Source organism: Bacillus sp. Leaf49, from assembly GCF_001426125.1.
GTDB classification, from domain to species: domain Bacteria; phylum Bacillota; class Bacilli; order Bacillales; family Bacillaceae; genus Bacillus; species Bacillus altitudinis.
Window position 1 is genome coordinate 12,737 of record NZ_LMRK01000003.1, and the last position, 22,506, is coordinate 35,242.

Consider the following 22,506-nt stretch of genomic DNA (forward strand, 5'->3'; position numbering starts at 1 on the left):
GACGATTCTACAAAATATCAGGCTGTTTTATCGTATTTTTTGTATCATGATCTAAAAGCAGCAAGGCCAAATAAAAAAGCATCGCATCTTGCATACGCTTTGGATCAAGTGTCGTTAAATCCTGAATCCGTTTTAATCTGTAATGAAGTGTATTAATATGGACATGCATAGCTTCTGCTGTATGTTTCAATGAGTAATCCGAAGCGATGAGTACCCGCAATGTTTTCACTAGTTCTGGATAGGGGAAAAGGGACGCAATCGTTCGATCAAGAAACGCATCTTTTGTTTCCTGACTGATTTCCTCCATAAAAAGTTCAAGCGTCAAATCTTCATCAAACACAATGGGTGTTTCAGCATGCGCCAATTTTAAAGCGCGAAACGCTTGATGAAAGGACTGCTTCATGACATGAGAAGCTGCTGGTTTTCCTGCCCCCATTAAAATCCTCGATGGTGACAGCGCTGCGAGCGCAGCATGAATATGGAACAAGCGCTTGTGCCATGTTTCTCGACCATCTGGTGTGGCTTGTAGCATGAGCAAAAAACGTGCATGCCCCCAGCGCACAATGATCTCCTGATTGGTCAGGTGCAATTTGTCCTTCATCAGTTTGTATTGATCCTGCTTCATAAACGATTCGTCCTTACAATCAATGAGAATAGCGACACGCTGCTTGTTGACATCAAAGCCAAGCCGCTGCGCCTTCTCGGTCATACCTGCCGCTGTCTCTGGCAGATGAAGCCAGTCGAATACAAATGCTTCAAGCTGCCGTTCATCTGTTTCCGTTTCTTGAAAAAATTCATGCTCTTGAATGAGCAGCTCCGTCATTTTCCGTAAAATGTCGCCAAAAGGGGAGACATGCCTTGGATCACCTGTCATTCCAATGACCCCAATGACTTCTTGTTTAAAATAAATAGGCAGATTGATACCGGCTTTGACGCCTTTCATCTGCAGCACATCATCCTTTGTGAGAATTCGTTTCTGCCCTTCTAAGGATGTGACATATGCTCCTTCATGAAATTGACCAATGCGTGCTGGATCTGTTGCAGCAATAATGGTACCGTTTGTTTGTGTGATGATGATTTCTTCCGTCAGTACCTTTTTGACCTCATCTACGATTTTTTCTGCCAGTGTCATTGTGAGCAAAACGGTCCCCTCCGAGATGTTTCTTTTTCCACTATCATACCATCATATGCTCAGGCATATCTTTCTTTTCATGTGTTATGCTAAAATAAAAAACGCATATGAAGTAGATGAAAGGAGATACAGTCATGTCACTGCAAAATCGCTTACAAGATTTATTGAAAGAAGGGCAGGCGCTCACAGACTTTGAATATAACAAAGCCGCAAGTCAAAATTGGCCGTTAGAAGGGGCAAAAATGACAGAAGAAGCACGCTTTGCTGATGTTTATATAGAACGTGTAGACAAGGAATCGGAGGAAATGATTCAAACAGAAAATGCTTCCTTTTTAAATACACCTCTTACATACGTAAAAAAACAACAAAAAGAATTCATTTATATCGAGTCGAAGTGGTTTGATGTGGTGAGAGCCGACGGACTTGCCATAGAATGGGATGAAGTATTTCAGACGTATACCGTGTTATTCGGATTGAAGCGTCCTAAAAAAGATACTGGATTACTAAAAGAGATGCTCTCAACATTAAATGGTGCTCAGCTTCAATTTAATGGGCAAGACGGGTTATTTGATATCAACATTCCGCTTCTTGAACTAGAGGACATCAAAGAAGATACACCTTTGATTGGTGTGATCTCAGCAGTGTACCGCTATTTATTCAACTTGCTCATACAGCTTGAAAATGAATGAATCAAAAAACGGCTCACATTCCTGAGCCGTTTTTTAGAGCCATCCTCTTATGAATTGAGCCTCACCCATCCCGAAGCTCCAATCGGCGTCTCCATTTTCCACGATGGAGATCATCACATCCGTCTTGGCAACCCTGCATTCTTTTTCTATACGTTCTGCGATTTGTGCATAAAGCTGTTCCTTTTGCTCTTTCGTCCGCTGTTTACTGACAACACTAATGACAACCAGATCCTTTGTTCTCGGATAACCAAGCCCAGTGTCCTCAATCATCATCTCTTCAGGGCGGTGCTGATGAACAATTTGATAGCGATCTCGTTCAGGTACCCCAAAGGCATCAACCATTGCTTCATGGCAGGTGTCCAGCAGTTTTTTTAATTCCTCTTTTGAACGGCCTTCTATCACGTCAAATCGTAACAACGGCATCAGGTCAACCTCCAAATATGTGTTTAATATACAATCATAATGTAACCAACACTTCGCCGTTTCACTCTTTTGCGACATAAGAAAAAAGCCAAAACATTGGCGCTTGGCTTTTTCGCTCTGGATTAAGGCGTGACAAATTTCACATCATGCTCTTTTCCATATTGAAGGTAATCTTCATTTGGTTGTTCATTCGTCACGACGATGTCTATGTCTTTTAAGTCACAAAACGTGGTCAAGGCATAATGGTCAAACTTACTATCATCGACTAATAAAAAGGTTTTGGCGTTTTTTTCAACGAGCGTTTTTTTAATATCTGTCTCAAGCGGGGAGGAATTCGTGACGCCATGATCAATGGATAAACCAGTTGATGCAATAAATGCTTTATTGACATTGTATGCTTTGAGACGCTCAACACTTTGATAACCAACGAAAGAATTTGTTTTTCGCTCTAGCATACCCCCGGTTGAAAAGATGGTGAGGTGTTCATAAGGCATAGCCTGTGTAATGAAATCCACGTTATTTGTCACAACGGTAATCCGTTTCTCCTTCAAATAGGGAAGCATCTCCAGTGTCGTTGTACCAGAATCAACAAAAATCATATCACCATGTTCAACAAAAGCGGCGGCAGCCTGTCCGATCAATTGTTTTTTACTCAGCTGACGAGTCTTTCGCTCCTGATACACCACCAATGTTGAGTGATTCACAGCGACGCCGCCGTACACTTTCTTTAGCACGCCGGATTCTACCAATGCTTGTACATCTCGGCGTATGGTGTTTTTTGAGACGCCAAAATGCGTCACAAGCTCATCAAGAGAGGCAGATTCCCGGTCAAATACATACTCTTTTATTTGCTGAATACGTTTTGTTTTTATCATGCTACAATCTCCAATCAATACGAATATGCTGATTCTATTATAACAATAATTCCACGTAAAAGATGTCACTGATCAACATGCGAGAATCGAATGATCTTTTTCTCTTATCTTTTCTCATTTTTCATAAAAGCGTATGATAGAGAAAAGAGGATAGAAAGGATATTCAATTCTATGAATGAACACAACATACAATTTTCAAAGCTTGCAAATTTTAGAGAGGTAGGGGGACTCCAAACAACGGATCAGATGGTCATCAAACAAGGAATGATTTATCGATCTGCTGATTTATCACATCTCACGAAGCAAGACATATTGACGTTCTCAACACTTGGAATTCAAACGGTTTGTGACCTGCGTACAAGCTCAGAACGAAAATCACACCCACCAAAGATCATGGAACATGACAAAATTGTTCATATCCCTATGCAGCCTGACAGCATGATGCCTAGCAAATGGACCATGTTTCGTATGCTGATAGCAGAAGGAAAATCTCTATCCTTTACACCGATCATGAAAGATGTATATCAAAGCATGCTCTATGAGCGAAAAAAAGAGATTCAGCAATTGTTTACATTACTGTCAGATGAAAAAAATTATCCGCTTATGCTTCACTGTACAAGCGGAAAGGACCGTACAGGCTTTTTATCTGCTCTTATTCAATTAGCAGCGGGTGTGCCGGTGCATACCGTTTTAAGTGAATACATGCGTTCCAATGAAGGCGTGAAAATGCTAGTGAAAAGACAAGAACGATTTGTTCGCATGATGAGTTTATATCGGGTGTCAAAAGAACAAATTCAGCCCCTGCTTGGTGTGCAGCAAGATTATCTTGAAGATGTACTGAATGAGATGATGGATACATACGGAAGTGCAGAGCGGTATTTACTAGAAGCCTGCGACGTCCCGAAAGATCAGCTACTTAAAATGAAAAACATCTTGCTTACACCATCTGCTGGCATTCCATCACAAAACGCAGAATAAACTTAATATGAGGTGATGCAAACCATGCTGAAAAAGATCAGTATGACGGTTCTGACACTAGTTTTCATGGGTGTCTTCTTATTGATTCCGTCTAGCAGTCTAGCTCGTTCGATGCCAAAAGGGAAGCTTGAGAGCACAAGAGAGATGCGTGCAGTGTGGGTCGCATCAGTTTATAACTTAGATTGGCCTTCAAAGAAAGGACTGCCCGCAGATGAGCAGAAACAAGAGTTCATTCAACTGTTAGACGACATCAAAGCGATGAATATGAACGCCGTCATCATGCAAATTAAACCAACAGCAGATGCCTTTTATCCGTCGAAATTCGGGCCATGGTCTGAATATTTGACTGGTACACAAGGGAAAGACCCTGGATATGACCCGCTTGAATTTATGATAGAAGAAGCACATAAACGCGGCCTTGAATTTCATGCTTGGTTTAACCCTTATCGAATCACCATGAATCATACCGATCTCAACCGGTTATCAGCCGATCATCCTGCAAGAGCACACCCTGATTGGACCATCGCCTACGGAAATCAGCTTTACTTTAATCCAGGCATTCCTGATGCTCAGGACTTCATTGTTGACGGGATAGAGGAAGTAGTGAAAAACTACGATATTGATGCGGTGCATATGGATGATTATTTTTACCCGAATAAAATCGCTGGTGTGCCATTTCCAGATCAAGAAACGTATGAAACTTACGGTCAGAAATTCACACATATAGAAGATTGGCGAAGAGATAATGTGAACGATCTAGTGAAGCAAATCAATAACACCATTAAGAAAGAAAAGCCGTATGTGAAATTCGGTATTAGCCCATTTGGTGTATGGCGCAACATAAAAGATGACCCAACCGGTTCAAACACAACAGCAGGGATGACCAATTATGATGATTTGTATGCTGATACAAGAGAGTGGATACAGCAGCACCATATTGATTATATCACCCCACAAATTTATTGGAGTATCGGCTTTCAGCCCGCTGCCTATGATGTGCTGACGAAATGGTGGTCAAATGAAGTGAAGGGGCAACCTGTTCACTTGTACATTGGCCAAGCGACGTATAAAATCAATCAAAACAGTGATCCTGCTTGGTCTGATCCCGAGGAGTATTTTCGCCAGATCGAGCTGAACAGGCAGTCACAGCTCGTACAAGGAAGCATGCATTTTAGTCTGAAAGATATCAATCGGAATCCCTTGAATGTAAAGAAACGATTAATAGAAGAAACCTATAGCAAACCGGCTCTCATACCAGAGATGCCATGGCTTCATCAAAAAGCGCCTAAAAAACCAATCATTCAATCGGTGAAAAAGACAGAGGATGGTGCAGTTTTACAGATACAAAATGATCCGCGCTCTAGTGCATCCTATTATGCAGTCTATCGATTGTCGAATAAAGGGACATACGAATTTGCGCAAACGGTCAGAAAAGAAACAGGTTCCTTCACACAAACGAAAGACATTTTAGCAAATCAAAAGAAGAGCTATACCTATAAAGTGACTGCACTCAATCGCCTTCATCATGAAAGCAAACCTTCTACAAAAACAGTAAAATAACAAAGACAGCATAAATGAGGGGTTTCCTCCATTTATGCTTTTTTGCTTTCTCTATTTTTCTACTATTTTTATTTTAATTTTCTGAATTCAATCAAGCTTGGCATGAAGCAGCTATTTCAATAATAAATATGATAGAAAAGCGCCAAAGGGGGAAGCACAATGAATTTTGAATTAACGAAAGAGCAGCAAATGATCCGTCAGATGGTCAAAGAATTTGCAAAAACAGAAATTGCACCACACGCTCAAACAGTTGATGAACAGGCAGCATTTCCCGAAAAAACATTTCAAAAAATGGGGGAGCTCGGTTTTATGGGTATACCCTTTCCAGAAAAATATGGAGGTTCTGGAGGAGATACGATCTCGTATGCACTGGCAGTAGAGGAAATTGGCAAGCAGTGTGCCAGTACAGGTCTAAGTTATGCCGCAGCGGTTTCCTTAGGCGCAAGTCCACTTTATTACTTCGGCACGGAGGAGCAAAAGATGGACCATCTTGTTCCATTAGCCTCTGGAACAGCGCTTGGCTCCTTCGGATTAACAGAACCAAACGCCGGATCAGATGCAAAAGGAACAAAAACAAAAGCCATTAAAGACGGACAAGAATATGTCATCAGTGGGGAAAAGTGCTGGATCACAAATGCCAATTATGCCAGAACGATTATTGTCACCGCTGTGACAGATCATGATGAAAACGGACGTCCGATCATCTCCGCCTTTATTGTGGAGAAAGGGCAAAAGGGACTTTCAATTACAAATCCATATGACAAAATGGGGGTTCGCGGTTCAGATACGGCTGAAATCATTTTAGACGAAGTGCGTGTACCAGCGCATCATATATTGGGAGACAAATCGAAAGGATTCAAGCAATTTTTATATACATTGGACGGCGGACGAATTTCCATTGCAGCCTTATCTGTCGGAATTGCACAAGCTGCACTTGATGCTTCACTTTCCTATGCAAAAGAAAGAAAGCAATTTGGAAAGACGCTCTCATCCTTCCAGGCCATTCAGTTTAAGCTGGCGGATATGGCGATGCAAATAGAGCTTGCAAGACAAATGGTCTGGAAAGCCGCTTGGCTGAAAGATCAAGGCAAACCATTTACAAAAGAAGCGGCCTATGCCAAACTGTTTGCTTCAGAAATGGCTACAAAAGCAAGTCTTGATGCTGTCCAAATTCATGGCGGAACAGGCTATATGAAAGAATGCGGTGTTGAACGGCTTGTGAGAGATGCCAAGCTCATGGAAATCGGAGAAGGAACCTCTGAAATTCAGCGGCTCGTGATCGCAAGACAGTTGTTAGCGTAATACCTTAATGAAAACGCTTACTACACATGAGGGAGGAAAGCAATGATGTCGATTCACCCGCAAACGATTGGCTCCCTATTAAGAGAAAAAAAAGAACAGCATCCAGCACATGAAGCCATTGTTTACCCAGAACGTTCTTTACGTTATTCGTACGAAGCGTTTTATCGAGAGGTCAAGGAAACAGGTAAAGGCCTCATGGCATTAGGGGTTCAAAAGGGAGATCACATCGCCATTATGGCACCAAATATACCTGAATGGCTCATTCTTCAATTTGCCTGCGCCTCCATTGGTGCTGTTCTTGTCACTGTGAATACCAATTTTCAATCACAGGAACTCGCCTATTTACTCAAGCACTCTGACAGCAAAATGTTGTTTATTGTAGACGGCTTTAAAGAAACGTCCTATGTCAACATGCTTGAAGAGCTGATTCCAGAACTTCAAACCGCTCATCAAGAGGAGATCACTTCCACACAATTTCCTTATTTAAAAAGATGTATCTATATCGGTCAGCATCTACCAAACGGCATGCTCAGCTGGGATCGTCTTCAAGTGGCAGCCAAAAGAACCGAAGAGTTTGAATGGGAGAAGCGAATGAATGAGCTCACGCCTGATGACGTTATTAATATGCAGTACACTTCAGGCACAACCGGCTATCCAAAGGGCGTCATGCTCAGCCACACAAACATCGTCTGTAATGCGAGTCAGATCGCAGATTGTATGAAATTAACAGAGCAGGACCGTATGTGTATCCCAGTGCCGTTTTTTCATTGCTTCGGCTCTGTTCTTGGTGTACTTGCTTGTCTCACAAAAGGGGGAACGATCATTCCACTTGAATCATTCCATCCAGAACGAGTCCTTCAAACAGTAGAAAAAGAAAAATGCACCGTTCTTCACGGTGTACCAACCATGTTCATCGCAGAGCTCGATCATCCAAATTTCCACTCTTATGACCTGTCCACATTACGAACGGGCATTATGGCCGGTTCACTCTGCCCATCCCATGTCATGAAAGCAGTCATTGAAAAAATGGGACTGAGAGAGCTCACGATTGCCTATGGTCAGACCGAAAGTTCACCGGTCATTACCCAAACAAGAACCGATGATTCGTTTGAAAGACGAGTTCAAACGGTCGGACGTGCGCTTCCTCAAATTGAAGTCAAAATTGCTTTACCAGGAACATCAGAAGAAGTGCCAAGAGGACAGCAAGGGGAGCTTTGTACAAGAGGCTATCATGTCATGAAGGGCTATTATAAAAACGAAGAAGCAACAAATGAAGTCATTGATGAGGACGGATGGCTTCATACAGGGGATTTAGCTGAGATGGATCATGACGGTTATGTGAAGATCACAGGCCGGCTCAAAGATATGATCATCAGAGGCGGAGAGAATGTGTACCCAAAAGAGATTGAGGATGTCCTATACACTCACCCTGCCATTCTTGACGCACAGGTTGTTGGTATTCCTGATGAGACATACGGCGAGGAAGCAGCCGCATTCATTCGGCTGAAACAAGGGAAGTCGGTCTCAATTGAGACATTAACGAGCTATTGTCAGTCACAAATGGCACGCTACAAAATCCCGAAATACTTTTTCATTACAGATGAGTACCCAATGACCGCCTCAGGCAAAATTCAGAAATTCCGCTTGAAAAAGCAGGCGCTTGATCTAATAAAGGAGTGAAGGCAGCGATGTTTGAACAAGTATTGATCGCCAATCGAGGCGAAATTGCCCGTAGAGTGATTCGGACATGTAAACGGCTCGGAATCAAAACCGTTGCCGTTTATTCAGAGGCTGATCAGCATGCACTTCATGTGAAAGAAGCAGACAGCGCCTATTATATCGGCGGCGCTAAAGTTTCTGAAAGCTATTTAAACATGGAAGCGATCATTAAGGTTGCCAAACAAACAAATGCTGATGCTATCCACCCAGGGTATGGTCTTTTATCAGAAAATGCGGCATTTGCTGAGCGCTGCCGGAGCGAGGGCATTACCTTTATTGGACCATCTGCACAAGTCATTCAGCAGATGGGAAATAAAATTGAAGCGAGAAAAACGATGGAACAAGCGGGCATCCCAATCGTTCCTGGTGTTTCAGCCCCGCTCCATGATGCAGACGAAGGGGTTCATAAAGCACAGACACTCGGCTATCCCATTATGCTAAAAGCATCGAGTGGTGGCGGCGGGATTGGTATGCAGCTCGTCCGCAACGATGAAGAGCTGCATCGAGCGTTTGAAGGAAATCAAAAAAGAGCACAAAGTTTCTTTCAAGATGGTACTTTATACATGGAAAAGGTGATTGAACACGCACGGCACATCGAAATTCAAGTTCTTTTTGATTCGTTCGGTCACGGCGTTCACTTATTTGAAAGAGATTGTTCACTCCAAAGAAGACATCAGAAAATTGTTGAAGAGGCACCAGCCGTCTGTCTTGAAGAAACTGTGAGACAGCAAATGGGACAGATGGCCGTCAAAGCTGCCAAAGCGATTGGGTATGAAAATGCGGGCACGATTGAATGTTTAGTCGATCAAAACCAGCAATTTTATTTCTTAGAAATGAATACGAGATTGCAAGTAGAACACCCTGTCACTGAAGAAATTACGGGGATTGACCTTGTCGAGGAGCAGCTAAAAATTGCAGCATTAGAGCCCCTGTCCTTCAGCCAAGAGGATATTCATCAAATTGGGCACGCGATTGAAGTTAGAATATACGCTGAAGACCCTGTGACATTTTACCCTTCGCCAGGCACGATCACTCGGCTTTCTACACCTGATGCCCCATATATTCGTCATGAGTCAAGCGTAACGAGTGGAAGTGTCATTACCCCATTTTACGATCCAATGATTGCGAAAATGATTGTGTACGGTGATACTCGAAAACTCGCCATAGAACGATTAAAAGCAGCATTACAAGCATATGAAATAGAAGGGATCAAAACCAATGTACCGCTTTTAAAGGAAATGGCCGAATCAACTGCCTTTTTACATGGCAGCATCACAACCGATTATCTGATGAAAAAAAGGGAGGAAAACCGTTCATGAAAACTGTCACGATACAAATGGCCGGAAACTTATGGAAGCTTCTTGTGAAACAGGGTGATGATGTGCAAAAAGGACAGGAAGTCGCCATCTTAGAATCCATGAAAATGGAGATTCCCATTGTTGCAGAAGAAGCAGGTGTGATCAGTAAAGTGTATAAGGCGGAGGGGGACTTTGTTGACGAGGGAGAGGTACTTTTGGAGCTGACAGAATAGGGGGAAAGCCGCATGGCATTACCAAAAAACGTGCTCATTAGAGAGGTCGGCCCGCGCGATGGCCTGCAAAATGAATCCGTTTGGCTGGACACAATGGAGAAGCGAACATGGATCCATTTACTCGAAGAAGCCCATCTTCCTTATATTGAAGTCACCTCATTTGTTCATCCGAAATGGGTTCCAGCCTTAAAAGACGCCAAAGAATTAGCCCAATCATTAAACAAAAAAGATGATCTCACCTATGCCGCACTCATCCCAAATGAAAAAGGATTAGCTCATTTTTTTGAAGCAAACCTTGAGGTAGGGGCTATGTTTATCTCAGCGAGTGAGACACATAACAAAAAGAATATGAATCGATCTATACAGGAAACATTGCCTGTGATCAAACAAATGACAGCCGATTTAAAAGCAGAAGGACGGCAAACGCGGGCCTATATTTCAACCGTGTTTGGATGTCCCTATGAAAAACAAGTGCCGATGGACCAAGTGCTGCGATTAACGGAACAGCTGCTGTCCTTCGGCATTGATGAAATATCACTTGGGGATACCATTGGGGAAGCCCATCCGCTACAAGTAGAAAGACGGTTAGACCTTTTACTTGAACGCTTTCCTGCTGATAAAATCGCACTTCATTTTCATGATACGAAAGGAATGGGGATTGCCAATATTTATACAGCATTAAAAGCCGGCATCACTATATTTGATGCCTCTAGCGGGGGGCTTGGCGGCTGTCCTTATGCACCTGGCTCCAGCGGAAACGTGGCGACAGAAGACGTGGTGCACATGCTTCACAAACTCGGGATCGAAACAAATGTCGACCTCCCTCGCTTGATTAAAGCGGCTGAATGGATTGAAGCAAAAGTGGATCGAACCCTGCCAAGTCACTGTTTACGCGCTTTTCAGTCTCACACTACTTGATAAAGGGTGAATCACATGACATCATTGGTCAATTTTTCAATACAAGATGATCACATTGGCATCATGACCTTAAACAGACCAGCACAAGCCAATGCTCTATCAGCTGCTATGCTAGAGGAAATCAATCAAACGATTCAAGAAATCAAACATGATGCAAACATTCGCTCTTTGCTCATGACAGGAGCTGGCGCTAAAGTTTTTTGCGCAGGAGCAGACTTAAAAGAACGGCGATTAATGACAGAACAAGAAGCCAAAGAAGCCGTTCTGACCATTCAGCAAACCTTTACAGACATTGAATCTTTGCCTGTTCCTGTCATTGCCGTGATAAACGGACACGCACTTGGCGGAGGTCTTGAGCTCGCGCTCGCCTGTGATCTCCGCATCGCAAGAGCGGGTGCAGCGCTCGGCCTGCCGGAAACAGGACTAGCTATCCTGCCGGGAGCAGGGGGCACACAAAGACTTCCGCGCCTGATCGGACCCGGGAAAGCGAAAGAAATGATCTTCACAGGCACTTCTTTACGAGCAGAAGAAGCCGTTCAAATCGGACTGATTGAACGTATCTCTACAGCCGATTCACTGATGAATGATGCCATCACACTCGCAAAACAAATCACCAAGAATGGACCGATTGCTTTAAAAGAAGCAAAACAAGCCATTCAATCCAGCCTTGATCACGATTTGCAAACAGGGCTGACGAAAGAATACGAAGCCTATCTTCGGCTAATTCATACAGAAGATCGACTAGAAGGTCTCAAGGCTTTTCAAGAAAAACGAACGCCTTATTACAGAGGGAAATAGCAAGAGAGGGGTATGTTTATGATCGAAGAATATGAATTAAAAAAACAACAAATTGAAAAGGGCGGGGCAGAACGCTACCATCAAAAAAACAAAGAAAAAGGAAAATTATTTGTCCGTGATCGCCTCCATTTGTTATTAGATGAGGATTCTTTCATTGAAGATGCCATGTTTGCAGAGTGCAAAGATGAACATTTACCAGCAGATGGTGTCGTCACAGGAACCGGGCGTATGAATGGGCAGACTGTTTGCGTCATGGCAAACGACTCTACGGTTAAAGCAGGATCGTGGGGCGTCAAAACAGTAGAAAAAATCATTCGAATTCAAGAAACGGCCAAGAAACTCAATTGTCCTATGCTGTATCTAGTCGATTCTGCGGGTGCAAGAATCACTGATCAAATCGCCATGTTTCCAGGCAGAAGAGGAGCAGGGCGCATTTTTTATAACCAAGTCAAGCTGTCTGGGCGTATCCCACAAATTTGTTTACTCTTCGGTCCATCTGCAGCCGGTGGTGCGTATATCCCTGCTTTTTGTGACATTGTCGTCATGGTCGAAGGAAATGCCTCTATGTATTTAGGCTCGCCGCGAATGGCTGAAATGGTGATCGGTGAAAAAGTATCACTTGAGGAAATGGGCGGTGCGAAAATGCATTGCAGCATTTCTGGATGCGGAGATATATTAGCCAAAACAGAGGAAGAGGCCATTCAAATTGCACGTGATTATTTAACCTATATGCCTGCCAACTATACAGAAAAACCAAAAACGACAGCAGCAAAAGCACCTAAACCATCTGAAACCACCATCCAAGACTTAATCCCTAAAGGCCAGAATACCCCATTTGATATGTATCAACTCATCGATTTACTGATTGATGAAGGGTCATTTTTTGAAATCAAAAAGCTGTTTGCCGCAGAGTTAATCACAGGCTTTGGCAGAATGAACGGTCAGCCTGTCGGTCTCATTGCCAATCAGCCAAGGGTCAAAGGCGGCGTATTATTCCACGACTCAGCTGATAAAGCCGCCAAGTTTATTCAGCTCTGTGATGCCTTTCATATCCCGCTGCTCTTTCTTGCGGACATACCAGGATTTATGATTGGAACAAAAGTGGAACAAGCCGGCATTATTCGTCATGGGGCAAAAATGATCTCCGCTATGTCAGAGGCGACCGTTCCGAAAATATCCGTCATCGTCCGTAAAGCATACGGAGCAGGACTATATGCAATGGCAGGCCCTGCTTTTGAGCCAGACTGCTGTCTCGCTCTTCCATCGGCGCAAATCGCTGTGATGGGTCCAGAAGCCGCTGTAAATGCCGTCTATGCAAATAAAATTGCAGAACTCCCGCCCGAAGAGAGGGCTTCATTTATACAAGAGAAACGGAAGGAATACCAGGAAGATATGAATATCTATGAACTTGCCTCTGAAATGATTGTCGATGGCGTCATCCCATTTGACCGTCTAAGAACGGAACTTTGTCATAGATTACTAGCCTACTCATCGAAAGACATGACATTTACGAAACGAAAACATCCGGTCTATCCGGTCTAAAGGGGGCAGACCTCATGATCAACCAGAAACCAGAATGGATACCGGAAGAAAAGCAGAGCCAAAAAACACGTTTGCATCAGTGGATGAAATCTCTTGGTTTTTCTACGTATGACTCATTCTATCTAGCCAGTATTGATCACACAGACTGGTTTTGGAGAGAAGCGGAGAAAGCGGTCGGCATTCAGTGGAAAAAACCATATGAAGCGGCATTAGGTCACCACTCATTGATGTGGCCGAAATGGTATCAGGGCGGCACACTCAACATCACCGAAACGGCTGTGGACAAATGGGCAGAAAAAGAAGAGACGAGGCATCAGCCCGCCATCATTTGGAGCAATGAAGCCGGTGAAGAAAAGAAATGGTCATTTCTCGAACTTCAAGAGAAAGTGAGCCGTCTTGCAGCTGGCTTTTTGAAAGAAGGACTTCAAAAAGGGGATATAGCCATCATCTATATGCCGATGCTTCCAGAAACGGTCGCCGTCATGCTTGCCTTTGCAAAGATTGGTGTGATTTTCAGCCCAGTCTTCTCAGGCTATGGAAGCGAGCCACTCGCTGTACGCATTCGTGCGTCAGGCGCATCCATTGTCGTCACAGCGAATGAAATGATGCGGCGAGGGAAAACGATCAACATGCGGGAATGTGTGGCTGATGCCATCAACAGAACCACAACTGTGCAAAAAGTGATTGTGCACACTTCCTCTCATACTGGATATCAGGACGATGTCCTGCTAAATGATTTGTTAAAAGAACAGCCGATCACCGGCGCAACCTATGTCACAAATGAAGACCCGCTGATGATCTTGTATACGTCAGGCACAACCGGCACACCAAAGGGAGCCGTTCATACACACGCAGGCTTTCCGATAAAGGCAGCTTTTGATGCCGGGCTATGTATGGATGTGGCAAAAGGAGACCGGCTGTTTTGGCTGACTGATATGGGCTGGATGATGGGGCCATTCCTCGTCTTTGGCGGCTTGATCAATGGCGCTGCTATCGTTTTATATGACGGCGCTCCCGATTATCCAGATGAGCAGCAGCTCTGGTCATTCATCCACGAGAAGAAAGTCACTCATTTTGGGCTTTCCCCTACATTTGTTCGTTCTGCGATGCAGCAATCGATTGATGGGGTCGAGTTACCGCATGTCAAAGCCATTATTTCTACTGGGGAGCCGTGGAATGAAGCTCCGTGGCAATGGTTATTTCACACCATTGGTCAAAAGAACATTCCCATCTTAAATTATTCAGGAGGAACCGAGGTTTCTGGTGGCATTGTAGGCAGTACGCTGCTTCGACCCATCAAACCGATTCTCTTTAATGCGGCGATCTTAGGAATGGCGGCAGATGTATACAATGAAGCTGGGCAAAGCGTGATGAATGAGGTAGGGGAGCTTGTGGTGAAAAAGCCATGGGTCGGCATGACATGTGGTTTTTGGAACGAACCGGAGCGTTATGAAGATACGTATTTCAAACGATTTGATGGTGTATGGACACATGGAGATTGGGTCATGCAAACAGAGGACGGAGAATTCCACATCACCGGCAGATCGGATGATGTCATTAATACAGCAGGGAAACGTATCGGGCCAGCTGAAATTGAATCCATCCTTACATGGCATCCTGCCGTGCATGAAGCCGCTGTGATTGGGGTAAAGGATGAGGTGAAAGGGGAGGCGCTCGTCTGTTTCATCGTGACCAGTCCTCATGCTTTTGAAGAAGCAATCCTTATCCAAGAGCTTTCAGCCCATGTTGGTTCACATGCTGGTAAAGCGCTCACACCAAAAGAAGTTCATCTCATTTCAGCTTTACCGAAAACAAGGAATGGAAAAATTGTACGACGTTTACTGAAAGGGGCGTATGAAGAGCAGCCTTCACCCGATCTATCTTCATTAGACAATCCAGATGTATATAAGAGTCTGACCGAATACTTGAATAAGAAACAGAAAAAATAAAAAAGACAGGATGGTTCCTGTCTCTTTTTATTGCACATGAAAATTCGTTCCATCTGTTGTCTCTTTCACAATCCCTGCCCGAATGACATAATCGCCGAAATGTTCATTTTCTTCTCGTTCTTTTGCGTAGCGGGGGAGAATAGAGCCAAGTTCTTTTAGAATGTCTTCCTCACCCACATTTTCACGGTATAATTTACTTAATCTGCTGCCATCAAATGCGGCACCAAGATACATATTATACTTACCAGGTGATTTTCCGATAAATCCAATTTCTCCAAGCGCATGACGAGCACAACCATTTGGACAACCAGTCATTCGAATGGTGATTTCTTTATCACTTAATCCGTTTTCTTCAACGATGTCTTCGATTTTATCAATCAATCGTGGAAGGTAGCGCTCTGCTTCAGCCATCGCTAAACCGCAAGTTGGCAAAGAGACACAAGCCATTGAGCTGCGGCGCAGGGCAGAATGCTGCTGGCCGTCTGATAAACCAAACTTCTGAATGAGCTGTTCGATTTGTTTCTTTTTATGAGTTGTCACATTCCCAATGATTAAATTCTGATTGGCGGTTAGACGGAAGTCACCTGTATGAACTTTGGCGATTTCGCGGATGCCTGTCATCAGCGGATAATCATTATAATCTGTGATGCGTCCGCCTTCTACAAACATCGTATAATGCCATCTGCCATTAATGCCTTTTACCCAGCCATAACGGTCACCGTTATGATCAAAGTGATAGTCCTTTGCCTCTAAAAGAGTAAACCCAAGACGGCGCTCAAGTTCTTCTTTTACATTCTCAAGACCAAGGCGGTCCACCGTATATTTAAAGCGGGCATTTTTTCGGACGGAACGGTTTCCGTAGTCACGTTGAATGGTGATGACTTGTTTGGCAATTTCTACGACTTGTTCAGGTGTACAAAAGCCGATGACCTTTGCAAGCTGCGGATAAGTCGCTGTATCACCATGCGTCATACCCATTCCGCCGCCAATTGCGACATTAAAACCGACCAGTTGATCGTTTTCTATAATGGCAATGAAGCCTAGATCCTGCGAAAAAACATCAATGTCATTAGCAGGAGGGACGGCCACGCCAATTTTGAATTTCCTTGGCAAATAAAGCGGACCATACATCGGTTCAACCTCAGTGTCAGGTGTTGCTGCTACCTTTTCCTCATCAAGCCAAATCTCATGATAGGCTCTTGTTTGTGGAAGTAAGTCATCACTTAATTTTTTTGCCAGCTCGTACACGTCATGATGCACTTCAGATTGATAAGGATTCGATGTACACATGACATTCCGGTTCACATCGCCGCAAGCTGCGATCGTATCAAGCATAGTAGAATGAATGTCTTGAATGGTCTTTTTCATATTCCATTTTAAAATACCGTGAAGCTGAAAGGTTTCACGAGTAGTCAGCTTTAACGTACCGTTTCCGTATTTGTGAGCAAGCTCATCCATCACAAGCCACTGCTTAGATGTGGCGATTCCGCCAGGCAGACGGACACGCAACATAAATTGATAGGCAGGCTCAAGCTTTTGTTTTTGTCGTTCATTTCTCAGATCACGATCATCTTGTAAGTAGCTGCCGTGATGCTTCATCAGTCGGTTGTCATCATCCGGAATTCCCGCTGAGATCGGATCAAGCATCACTTCTTTTAACGTACCCCGTAAATAATCACTTTTTTCTTTGATTTCCTCTACGTCGCTCGGAGGTCCATCCGGCGCTGTTAATGCTGTCTTCACCATGTAAGTAAAAGCTCCTTTCTTTCAAGCATCAAATCAATAAACGTCACGCTGATAGCGTTTTTGTTGCTGTAAGTTGGCAAGATAGCTTTCTGCTTTTTCTTTGCTCATCGCACCTTCTTCTTGAATGATGGATAGAAGGGTATTGTGGACATCATGCGCCATATGCTTTTCATCTCCGCAAATATACACGTAAGCACCTTGCTCAAGCCATTCAAATAATTCTTTGCTTTGTTTCTTCATTTGGTGCTGGACATATACTTTTTCCTCAGTATCTCTTGAAAAAGCCACGTCCATTTTCGTTAAGACGCCATCCTTTAACCACTTTTGCCATTCCGTTTGGTATAAGAAATCCGTCACAAAATGCTGATCACCGAAGAATAACCATGACTTTCCGTTTGCACCCATTTCCTCACGCTCCTGCATAAATGAACGGAAAGGGGCGATGCCTGTGCCTGGTCCTACCATAATGATCGGTGTATCTGGATCTTGAGGAAGCTTAAAGTTTTGGTTGTGCTGAATATAAACAGGTAACGTATCACCTGGCTGCAGGCGCTCTGCACATAAAATCGAACAGACACCTTGGCGTTCTCTGCCATGCGCATCATATCTGACAGCCCCTATCGTCAAATGAACCTCTTCGTCATTTGCTTTGAGACTGCTTGCAATGGAATAAAGGCGTGCAGGGATTTTTCTTAAAATGGACGTGAATTCTGCGGCGGTTCCTTCAAAAGGACCGAAATCACGAGCCGCATCTACTAGGTCCCGGCCTGCGATATATTCTTTCAGTTTTTCTTCGTTTCCTTCTTCTAAAAGGGCATGCAAGGATTCACTTTTTGTCAGTGCAGCGATCTTTTGAAGAAGTGGTTTTGTTAAAACCGTGATCTCAAAATGCGAGGTGAGTGCTTCTTTTAAAGGAAGAGTGTCTCCGTTTTTATGAACGGTGACGGCTTCTTCTTCATTCCATCCGCATGTTTGAATCAGTTCATCGACAAGTGCAGGATCATTTGTCGGGTAAATGCCAAGGCTGTCACCTGGCTCATACACGAGGCCCGATCCTTCAAGAGAAAGCTCTAAGTGACGTGTTTCTTTATTAGATCCACGCCCATTTAGGTTGATATTTTCAAGAACTTCAGCATAAAAAGGATTCGTTCTTGAATATTCAGAAACGGCTTGATTGTTGGCTCCCGCTGATTCTTGCGGCAGTGATACAGCTTCACCTTCACTCAAAGAAGAGGAAACGCCTTGAAGCCATTCTGAAAACGGCTCATCATAATCAAGGTCGCAGTCCACCCGGTCAAACAGGCGTGTACCGCCAAGCTCTAGGAAGCGTTCGTCAAATTCTTTTCCTGTCTGACAGAAGAATTCGTATGAGCTGTCACCTAATGAAAGGACAGAAAAGCTTAAATGATCGAGCTTTGGCGCACGTCTGCCGTGAACATATTCATGGAACGAAAGGGCATTATCCGGCGGATCTCCTTCGCCATGTGTGCTGACAATGACCAGTAAATTGTTTATTTTTTTCAGATTATTCGGTTTAAAATCGGACATAGAAGAGAGCGTCACTTGAAAGCCTTTCTCTTCAAGATGCTGGGCTGTCTTTTTTGCTAACCCTTCGGAATTGCCTGTTTGCGACCCATAAAGCACGGTCACATCTTTGCTCACAGGCTGTACAGATGCTGCGGCAGAAGGCGCCGGAGTGACAGTTTCTGAGCCGGCAAGCGCTGCCTGCGCTGATAAATAACCAGTAAGCCAAATTTTTTGCTGTTCTGTTAAAGTCGGAAGCAGCTGATTGAGTAACTCTGCCTGCTCCTGGCTAAACGGACTGTTCAATACATGAAGTTGCAACAATATCCACCTCACAAGGAATATAAACATAGATTAATTCGATAGGAATTATATATATAGGTTCAATTTGAACTTTACCGAAAGTTTGCCATTAAGTAAAATATATAATATTGATTGTCATGATTAAGATTTCTAATGACAAAACACGGATGAATAGGGGGAGAGGGCACAAAAAAAGGAAAACGGATCACCGTTTTCCTCTTTTTCGCCTGACTTACGCCGTTGGAAGTCCCATCACAGCTTTCACTTCTAAATATTCTTCGATACCGAAGTCTCCCCATTCTCTTCCGATACCAGACTGCTTAAAACCGCCAAATGGGGCAAAGTAATCTGTTTCAGCATTGTTAATGGTGATTTGACCGGCACGAATATGTTCAGCGACATATTTTAATGTTTTTTCATCTTGACCAACAACATACCCGGCAAGACCATACACTGTATCGTTGGCGATCTCAAGGGCATGATCGAGGTCTTGATACGTGATCACACTCATGACCGGCCCAAAGATTTCTTCTTGCGCAATGGTCATATCATTTTTCACATTGGTGAAAATGGTATGCTTGGCGAAATACCCTTTATCGATTCCGTCTGGCTTTCCAGTTCCCCCAGCAAGAAGGGTAGCACCTTCTTCGATTCCTTTTTCAATATAAGATTGCACCGTATCCCATTGCTTTTTAGAAACAAGCGGGCCAGTAGCGTGATCTTCTCTCGGATCACCAACTGTAAACTTCGGCAGGGCGTTCAGCAGCGCTTTTTCAAACTTGCCTTTCATTGATTCTGGAATCAGCACACGTGTAGCTGCAGAACACACTTGACCTGTATTCATCGCAATATGATGAATGGCTGTTTCTGCTGCTTCGTCCACATCTGCATCGTCTAAGACGATAAGAGGGGATTTTCCGCCAAGCTCAAGTGCTACTTTCTTCACATTGTCTGCTGCGTTTTCCATAATTTTAGAGCCGACGGCACCTGATCCTGTAAATGAAACGAAGTCAATATCAGGGTGTGAGCTAATGCCGTCACCAATCACGTCACCCGTTCCGTTTACTAAATTGAAGACGCCTTTCGGTACACCTGCTTCATCAATAATTTCTGCAAGAATCATCGCAGCAAAAGGGGTAATTTCCGCTGGCTTTAAGACAACTGGTGAACCTGCCGCAATGGCACCCGCAATTTTAAGAGATGTCTGATTCGTCGGGAAGTTCCACGGTGTAATCAATCCACTGACACCAATCGCCTCTTTTATAATCGTATGTCCACCACGATCTTCGGTAAATGTATAAGATTTCAGTGCTTCCGCTGCTTTAGAAAAATGTTCATAACCCATTTTGTAATGAACTTCTTCGGACACTTTCAGCGGTGCACCAAGCTCTTTTGTCATCACTTCTACAAGTTCATCCTTGCGTTTTTCGTACCCGCGCACAATGTTTTCCAGCATTTCTACTCGTTCATTTCGAGATGTTTTTGAGAAAGAAGGGAAGGCGGCTCGGGCTGCTTTGACTGCCTTATCTAAATCTTCTTTCGTTCCTAAACTAATGGTGCCAATGACTTCCTCTGTCGCAGGGTTAATGACCTCTGTTGTTTCGTTTCCTGTTGATGCGACCCATTCTCCATTAATAAAGTGTTTCTCTTGATTTCTCATTCTGACATGTCTCCTTTTTATATGTGATTCAATCCAATATTCTGTTTTCAGCTGATATAAAACTGTACCCACTGTGAAAAATCTAAAACAGAGAAACTGCATGAGAAAAAGTTTCTGATATAATACGCAAAGTGGGACATATGTCCTTTTCAACATGAGGGCATCTATCATTTAATGGAACTAGACTGAAAAAAGAAGGAGCTTTTGAACGAATGAAAGGTGTTATTTTCGCATTATTAGGAGGCGCTTGTATTACACTGCAAGGCGTAGCCAACGCCAGAATTAGTCAAGATATCGGGACGTGGCAGGCGGCAACGATCACGCAGCTGACAGGGTTTATCATCTCTCTCGTCATTTTACTCATCGTACGGGATGGCCACTTTAAGGAATACAAAAAAGTGCAGCCTCTTTATTTAATTGGAGGTGCATTTGCAGCCATTATTATCTTTAATGAGGTCACTGCCATTCAAATCATTGGGGTGACACTCACCATCGCTGCTTTACTTATCGCACAGCTTGCGTTTACCTTTGCCATCGATGCAAAAGGATGGTTTGGTGTTCAGAAGAAAAAAATGAAATGGCCCCATTATGCAGGCATCTTTTTAATGATTGCAGGCGTCATCATCTTAAAACTATAAAGGAGGGCATCAGATGGAGGAGCTGCATGATGAATCTCTTTTTTCCTCTTATATGAAGATGCATCAGTTACAGAATGTCTTTCATCAAAAACTCATCTCACATGTGAGCTTGTGGCGTTATCAGCAAGGTGAGCTGATTTGTTCAAAAGGGGATAAAAGGGAGTATATGTACTTGCTGGTGAAAGGAAAATTAAAGATTTTCACCACCACAAAGGAAGGAAAAACGTTTATTCTTTGCTTTAAAAACCCTCTTGAAGCGATTGGAGATATTGAATACGTTCAGCAGACAGATATGGTCAATACAGTTGAAGCCGTTACAGAAGTACATATGCTCAGGATTTCTCATCAAGCCCTCATGCGGCATGCAAAGGACGATCCACGAGTTTTAGCCTTTTTGCTCAAGGGCATCACAAACAAATTTTATACAAAATCAAATGATTTAAGCTTCCACCTTTTATACCCTGTAGAGGTCAGGCTTGCAAGCTATTTATTGTCTGTTTTAACAGGTGATGATGACGCGCACGCACGCACGCTTCGCCTCACGGATGCAGCGAGCTTAATTGGAACAAGCTACCGCCATATTAATCGGGTCATTCAGCAGTTCCAAGAAAAAGGGCTGATTGAAAGGCGAAGAGGAAAGATTACGATTTGTGATCAAAAAGGGCTTTTAGAAATAGCAGAACACAACATTTATGAATAGAAGAAACGAAGGGACTTATATATGATCATAGGAATAATATTAGCTGTCACTGCTGGGGCACTTGTCAGCTTACAAACCATTTTTAATAGTAAAGTCAATGAGCATACAGGCTCTTGGTCAACAACGACGCTAGTTCTAGGAATGGGCTTTATCGCTTCACTTTTGATGGGTCTTTTGTTAGAAGGAACCGGCATGTTTCAATTAAGGCATATGGAAGCCTGGTACTGGATAAGCGGAGCCATCGGGGTAGGCGTTGTCATCTGTCTTGTTCAGAGCATCAAACGTCTCGGTCCCACTTATGGAATCTCGATTGTTCTCACCTCCCAGCTAGGTTGTGCGCTTCTATTTGATTCGCTTGGCTGGCTTGGGTTAGAAAAAGTAACATTTTCTTTTACAAAATTATTAGGTGTACTTGTCATTGTGGCAGGAATCCTCGTATTTAAGTTAACCAAGCTTGAACCAGTAGAAGAGGAGCAGTCAAAAGAAAAAGGGCTGCCACAAAAGTAGCTGCCCTTTTAT

Annotated in this window: 20 protein-coding genes; 14 read left to right on the top strand and 6 right to left on the bottom strand. The window is 43.5% G+C overall.

Going from position 1 to position 22,506, the window contains the following annotated elements; translation table 11 throughout:
* Positions 1 to 7 precede the first annotated feature (7 nt).
* Positions 8 to 1,141 (bottom strand): CdaR family transcriptional regulator, encoded by a 1,134-nt coding sequence (locus tag ASG46_RS03415; protein WP_056703141.1) that lies wholly within the window; start codon positions 1,139 to 1,141, stop codon positions 8 to 10.
* 125 nt (positions 1,142 to 1,266) lie between these two features.
* Here ASG46_RS03415 and ASG46_RS03420 point away from each other — a divergent pair, with 125 nt between their 5' ends.
* Positions 1,267 to 1,821 (top strand): hypothetical protein, encoded by a 555-nt coding sequence (locus ASG46_RS03420; protein WP_056703144.1) that lies wholly within the window; start codon positions 1,267 to 1,269, stop codon positions 1,819 to 1,821.
* Between the two features lie 33 nt (positions 1,822 to 1,854).
* Here ASG46_RS03420 and ASG46_RS03425 read toward each other — a convergent pair whose 3' ends face one another.
* Both ASG46_RS03425 and ASG46_RS03430 read right to left on the bottom strand, forming a co-directional pair.
* Positions 1,855 to 2,244: a tautomerase family protein gene (locus ASG46_RS03425; RefSeq protein WP_056703147.1), complete on the bottom strand. Its 390-nt coding sequence runs from the start codon at positions 2,242 to 2,244 to the stop codon at positions 1,855 to 1,857.
* 122 nt (positions 2,245 to 2,366) lie between these two features.
* Complete coding sequence (locus tag ASG46_RS03430) at positions 2,367 to 3,119, bottom strand: DeoR/GlpR family DNA-binding transcription regulator (protein WP_017359514.1); 753 nt, start codon at positions 3,117 to 3,119, stop codon at positions 2,367 to 2,369.
* A 90-nt stretch (positions 3,120 to 3,209) separates the two neighbouring features.
* Here ASG46_RS03430 and ASG46_RS03435 point away from each other — a divergent pair, with 90 nt between their 5' ends.
* From ASG46_RS03435 to ASG46_RS03480, 10 genes are all read left to right on the top strand, one after another.
* Entirely contained in the window at positions 3,210 to 4,097 is an 888-nt protein-coding gene (locus ASG46_RS03435; protein ID WP_056703150.1) for a tyrosine-protein phosphatase, read from the top strand.
* Between the two features lie 24 nt (positions 4,098 to 4,121).
* The gene (locus ASG46_RS03440; protein ID WP_056703154.1) at positions 4,122 to 5,657 is read left to right on the top strand and encodes a glycoside hydrolase family 10 protein; all 1,536 of its coding nucleotides are present in this window, start codon (positions 4,122 to 4,124) and stop codon (positions 5,655 to 5,657) included.
* A gap of 159 nt (positions 5,658 to 5,816) precedes the next feature.
* Positions 5,817 to 6,959, top strand: a complete 1,143-nt coding sequence (locus ASG46_RS03445; RefSeq protein WP_056703157.1) for an acyl-CoA dehydrogenase family protein — start codon at positions 5,817 to 5,819, stop codon at positions 6,957 to 6,959.
* Between the two features lie 42 nt (positions 6,960 to 7,001).
* On the top strand, positions 7,002 to 8,639 hold the full coding sequence (locus ASG46_RS03450; RefSeq protein WP_056703160.1) for an AMP-binding protein: 1,638 nt from the start codon (positions 7,002 to 7,004) through the stop codon (positions 8,637 to 8,639).
* An 8-nt stretch (positions 8,640 to 8,647) separates the two neighbouring features.
* Positions 8,648 to 9,997, top strand: a complete 1,350-nt coding sequence (locus tag ASG46_RS03455; RefSeq protein ID WP_041092797.1) for an acetyl-CoA carboxylase biotin carboxylase subunit — start codon at positions 8,648 to 8,650, stop codon at positions 9,995 to 9,997.
* Positions 9,994 to 10,209, top strand: a complete 216-nt coding sequence (locus ASG46_RS03460; protein ID WP_008346646.1) for an acetyl-CoA carboxylase biotin carboxyl carrier protein subunit — start codon at positions 9,994 to 9,996, stop codon at positions 10,207 to 10,209. The genes ASG46_RS03455 and ASG46_RS03460 overlap by 4 nt, the downstream gene beginning before the upstream one ends.
* 12 nt (positions 10,210 to 10,221) lie before the next feature.
* Positions 10,222 to 11,127, top strand: a complete 906-nt coding sequence (locus ASG46_RS03465; RefSeq protein WP_056703163.1) for a hydroxymethylglutaryl-CoA lyase — start codon at positions 10,222 to 10,224, stop codon at positions 11,125 to 11,127.
* A gap of 15 nt (positions 11,128 to 11,142) precedes the next feature.
* Positions 11,143 to 11,925 carry an enoyl-CoA hydratase gene (locus ASG46_RS03470; protein ID WP_056703166.1) on the top strand — a complete coding sequence of 261 codons (783 nt, stop codon included), beginning with the start codon at positions 11,143 to 11,145 and terminating at the stop codon, positions 11,923 to 11,925.
* 18 nt (positions 11,926 to 11,943) lie between these two features.
* Positions 11,944 to 13,467 carry an acyl-CoA carboxylase subunit beta gene (locus ASG46_RS03475; protein ID WP_056703169.1) on the top strand — a complete coding sequence of 508 codons (1,524 nt, stop codon included), beginning with the start codon at positions 11,944 to 11,946 and terminating at the stop codon, positions 13,465 to 13,467.
* Positions 13,468 to 13,481: 14 nt separating this feature from the next.
* The gene (locus tag ASG46_RS03480; RefSeq protein ID WP_056703171.1) at positions 13,482 to 15,416 is read left to right on the top strand and encodes an AMP-binding protein; all 1,935 of its coding nucleotides are present in this window, start codon (positions 13,482 to 13,484) and stop codon (positions 15,414 to 15,416) included.
* Between the two features lie 27 nt (positions 15,417 to 15,443).
* Here ASG46_RS03480 and cysI read toward each other — a convergent pair whose 3' ends face one another.
* The 3 genes from cysI to ASG46_RS03495 form a co-directional block, all read right to left on the bottom strand.
* Positions 15,444 to 17,162, bottom strand: coding sequence for an assimilatory sulfite reductase (NADPH) hemoprotein subunit (cysI, locus tag ASG46_RS03485; RefSeq protein ID WP_056703174.1), 1,719 nt, complete (start codon positions 17,160 to 17,162; stop codon positions 15,444 to 15,446).
* 33 nt (positions 17,163 to 17,195) lie between these two features.
* Complete coding sequence (locus ASG46_RS03490) at positions 17,196 to 19,007, bottom strand: assimilatory sulfite reductase (NADPH) flavoprotein subunit (protein ID WP_056703176.1); 1,812 nt, start codon at positions 19,005 to 19,007, stop codon at positions 17,196 to 17,198.
* A 214-nt stretch (positions 19,008 to 19,221) separates the two neighbouring features.
* Positions 19,222 to 20,649: an aldehyde dehydrogenase family protein gene (locus ASG46_RS03495; protein ID WP_035391854.1), complete on the bottom strand. Its 1,428-nt coding sequence runs from the start codon at positions 20,647 to 20,649 to the stop codon at positions 19,222 to 19,224.
* Positions 20,650 to 20,861: 212 nt separating this feature from the next.
* Between ASG46_RS03495 and ASG46_RS03500 the strand changes: the two genes are divergently transcribed.
* From ASG46_RS03500 to ASG46_RS03510, 3 genes are read left to right on the top strand one after another with little or no spacing between them, the layout of a single operon-like run.
* Entirely contained in the window at positions 20,862 to 21,287 is a 426-nt protein-coding gene (locus ASG46_RS03500) for a DMT family transporter (protein ID WP_008343684.1), read from the top strand.
* Positions 21,288 to 21,300: 13 nt separating this feature from the next.
* Entirely contained in the window at positions 21,301 to 21,987 is a 687-nt protein-coding gene (locus ASG46_RS03505) for a Crp/Fnr family transcriptional regulator (protein ID WP_025207452.1), read from the top strand.
* Positions 21,988 to 22,008: 21 nt separating this feature from the next.
* The gene (locus ASG46_RS03510) at positions 22,009 to 22,494 is read left to right on the top strand and encodes a DMT family transporter (RefSeq protein ID WP_046343697.1); all 486 of its coding nucleotides are present in this window, start codon (positions 22,009 to 22,011) and stop codon (positions 22,492 to 22,494) included.
* Positions 22,495 to 22,506: the final 12 nt, after the last annotated feature.

What these genes read in the sequence shown, in the direction of transcription:
- ASG46_RS03420 (WP_056703144.1), top strand. Translation starts at nt 1,267, where the DNA reads ATGTCACTGCAAAATCGCTTACAAGATTTATTGAAAGAAGGGCAGGCG.
- ASG46_RS03425 (WP_056703147.1), bottom strand. Translation starts at nt 2,244, where the DNA reads ATGCCGTTGTTACGATTTGACGTGATAGAAGGCCGTTCAAAAGAGGAA.
- ASG46_RS03430 (WP_017359514.1), bottom strand. Translation starts at nt 3,119, where the DNA reads ATGATAAAAACAAAACGTATTCAGCAAATAAAAGAGTATGTATTTGAC.
- ASG46_RS03435 (WP_056703150.1), top strand. Translation starts at nt 3,210, where the DNA reads ATGATCTTTTTCTCTTATCTTTTCTCATTTTTCATAAAAGCGTATGAT.
- ASG46_RS03440 (WP_056703154.1), top strand. Translation starts at nt 4,122, where the DNA reads ATGCTGAAAAAGATCAGTATGACGGTTCTGACACTAGTTTTCATGGGT.
- ASG46_RS03445 (WP_056703157.1), top strand. Translation starts at nt 5,817, where the DNA reads ATGAATTTTGAATTAACGAAAGAGCAGCAAATGATCCGTCAGATGGTC.
- ASG46_RS03450 (WP_056703160.1), top strand. Translation starts at nt 7,002, where the DNA reads ATGATGTCGATTCACCCGCAAACGATTGGCTCCCTATTAAGAGAAAAA.
- ASG46_RS03455 (WP_041092797.1), top strand. Translation starts at nt 8,648, where the DNA reads ATGTTTGAACAAGTATTGATCGCCAATCGAGGCGAAATTGCCCGTAGA.
- ASG46_RS03460 (WP_008346646.1), top strand. Translation starts at nt 9,994, where the DNA reads ATGAAAACTGTCACGATACAAATGGCCGGAAACTTATGGAAGCTTCTT.
- ASG46_RS03465 (WP_056703163.1), top strand. Translation starts at nt 10,222, where the DNA reads ATGGCATTACCAAAAAACGTGCTCATTAGAGAGGTCGGCCCGCGCGAT.
- ASG46_RS03470 (WP_056703166.1), top strand. Translation starts at nt 11,143, where the DNA reads ATGACATCATTGGTCAATTTTTCAATACAAGATGATCACATTGGCATC.
- ASG46_RS03475 (WP_056703169.1), top strand. Translation starts at nt 11,944, where the DNA reads ATGATCGAAGAATATGAATTAAAAAAACAACAAATTGAAAAGGGCGGG.
- ASG46_RS03480 (WP_056703171.1), top strand. Translation starts at nt 13,482, where the DNA reads ATGATCAACCAGAAACCAGAATGGATACCGGAAGAAAAGCAGAGCCAA.
- cysI (WP_056703174.1), bottom strand. Translation starts at nt 17,162, where the DNA reads ATGGTGAAGACAGCATTAACAGCGCCGGATGGACCTCCGAGCGACGTA.
- ASG46_RS03495 (WP_035391854.1), bottom strand. Translation starts at nt 20,649, where the DNA reads ATGAGAAATCAAGAGAAACACTTTATTAATGGAGAATGGGTCGCATCA.
- ASG46_RS03500 (WP_008343684.1), top strand. Translation starts at nt 20,862, where the DNA reads ATGAAAGGTGTTATTTTCGCATTATTAGGAGGCGCTTGTATTACACTG.
- ASG46_RS03505 (WP_025207452.1), top strand. Translation starts at nt 21,301, where the DNA reads ATGGAGGAGCTGCATGATGAATCTCTTTTTTCCTCTTATATGAAGATG.
- ASG46_RS03510 (WP_046343697.1), top strand. Translation starts at nt 22,009, where the DNA reads ATGATCATAGGAATAATATTAGCTGTCACTGCTGGGGCACTTGTCAGC.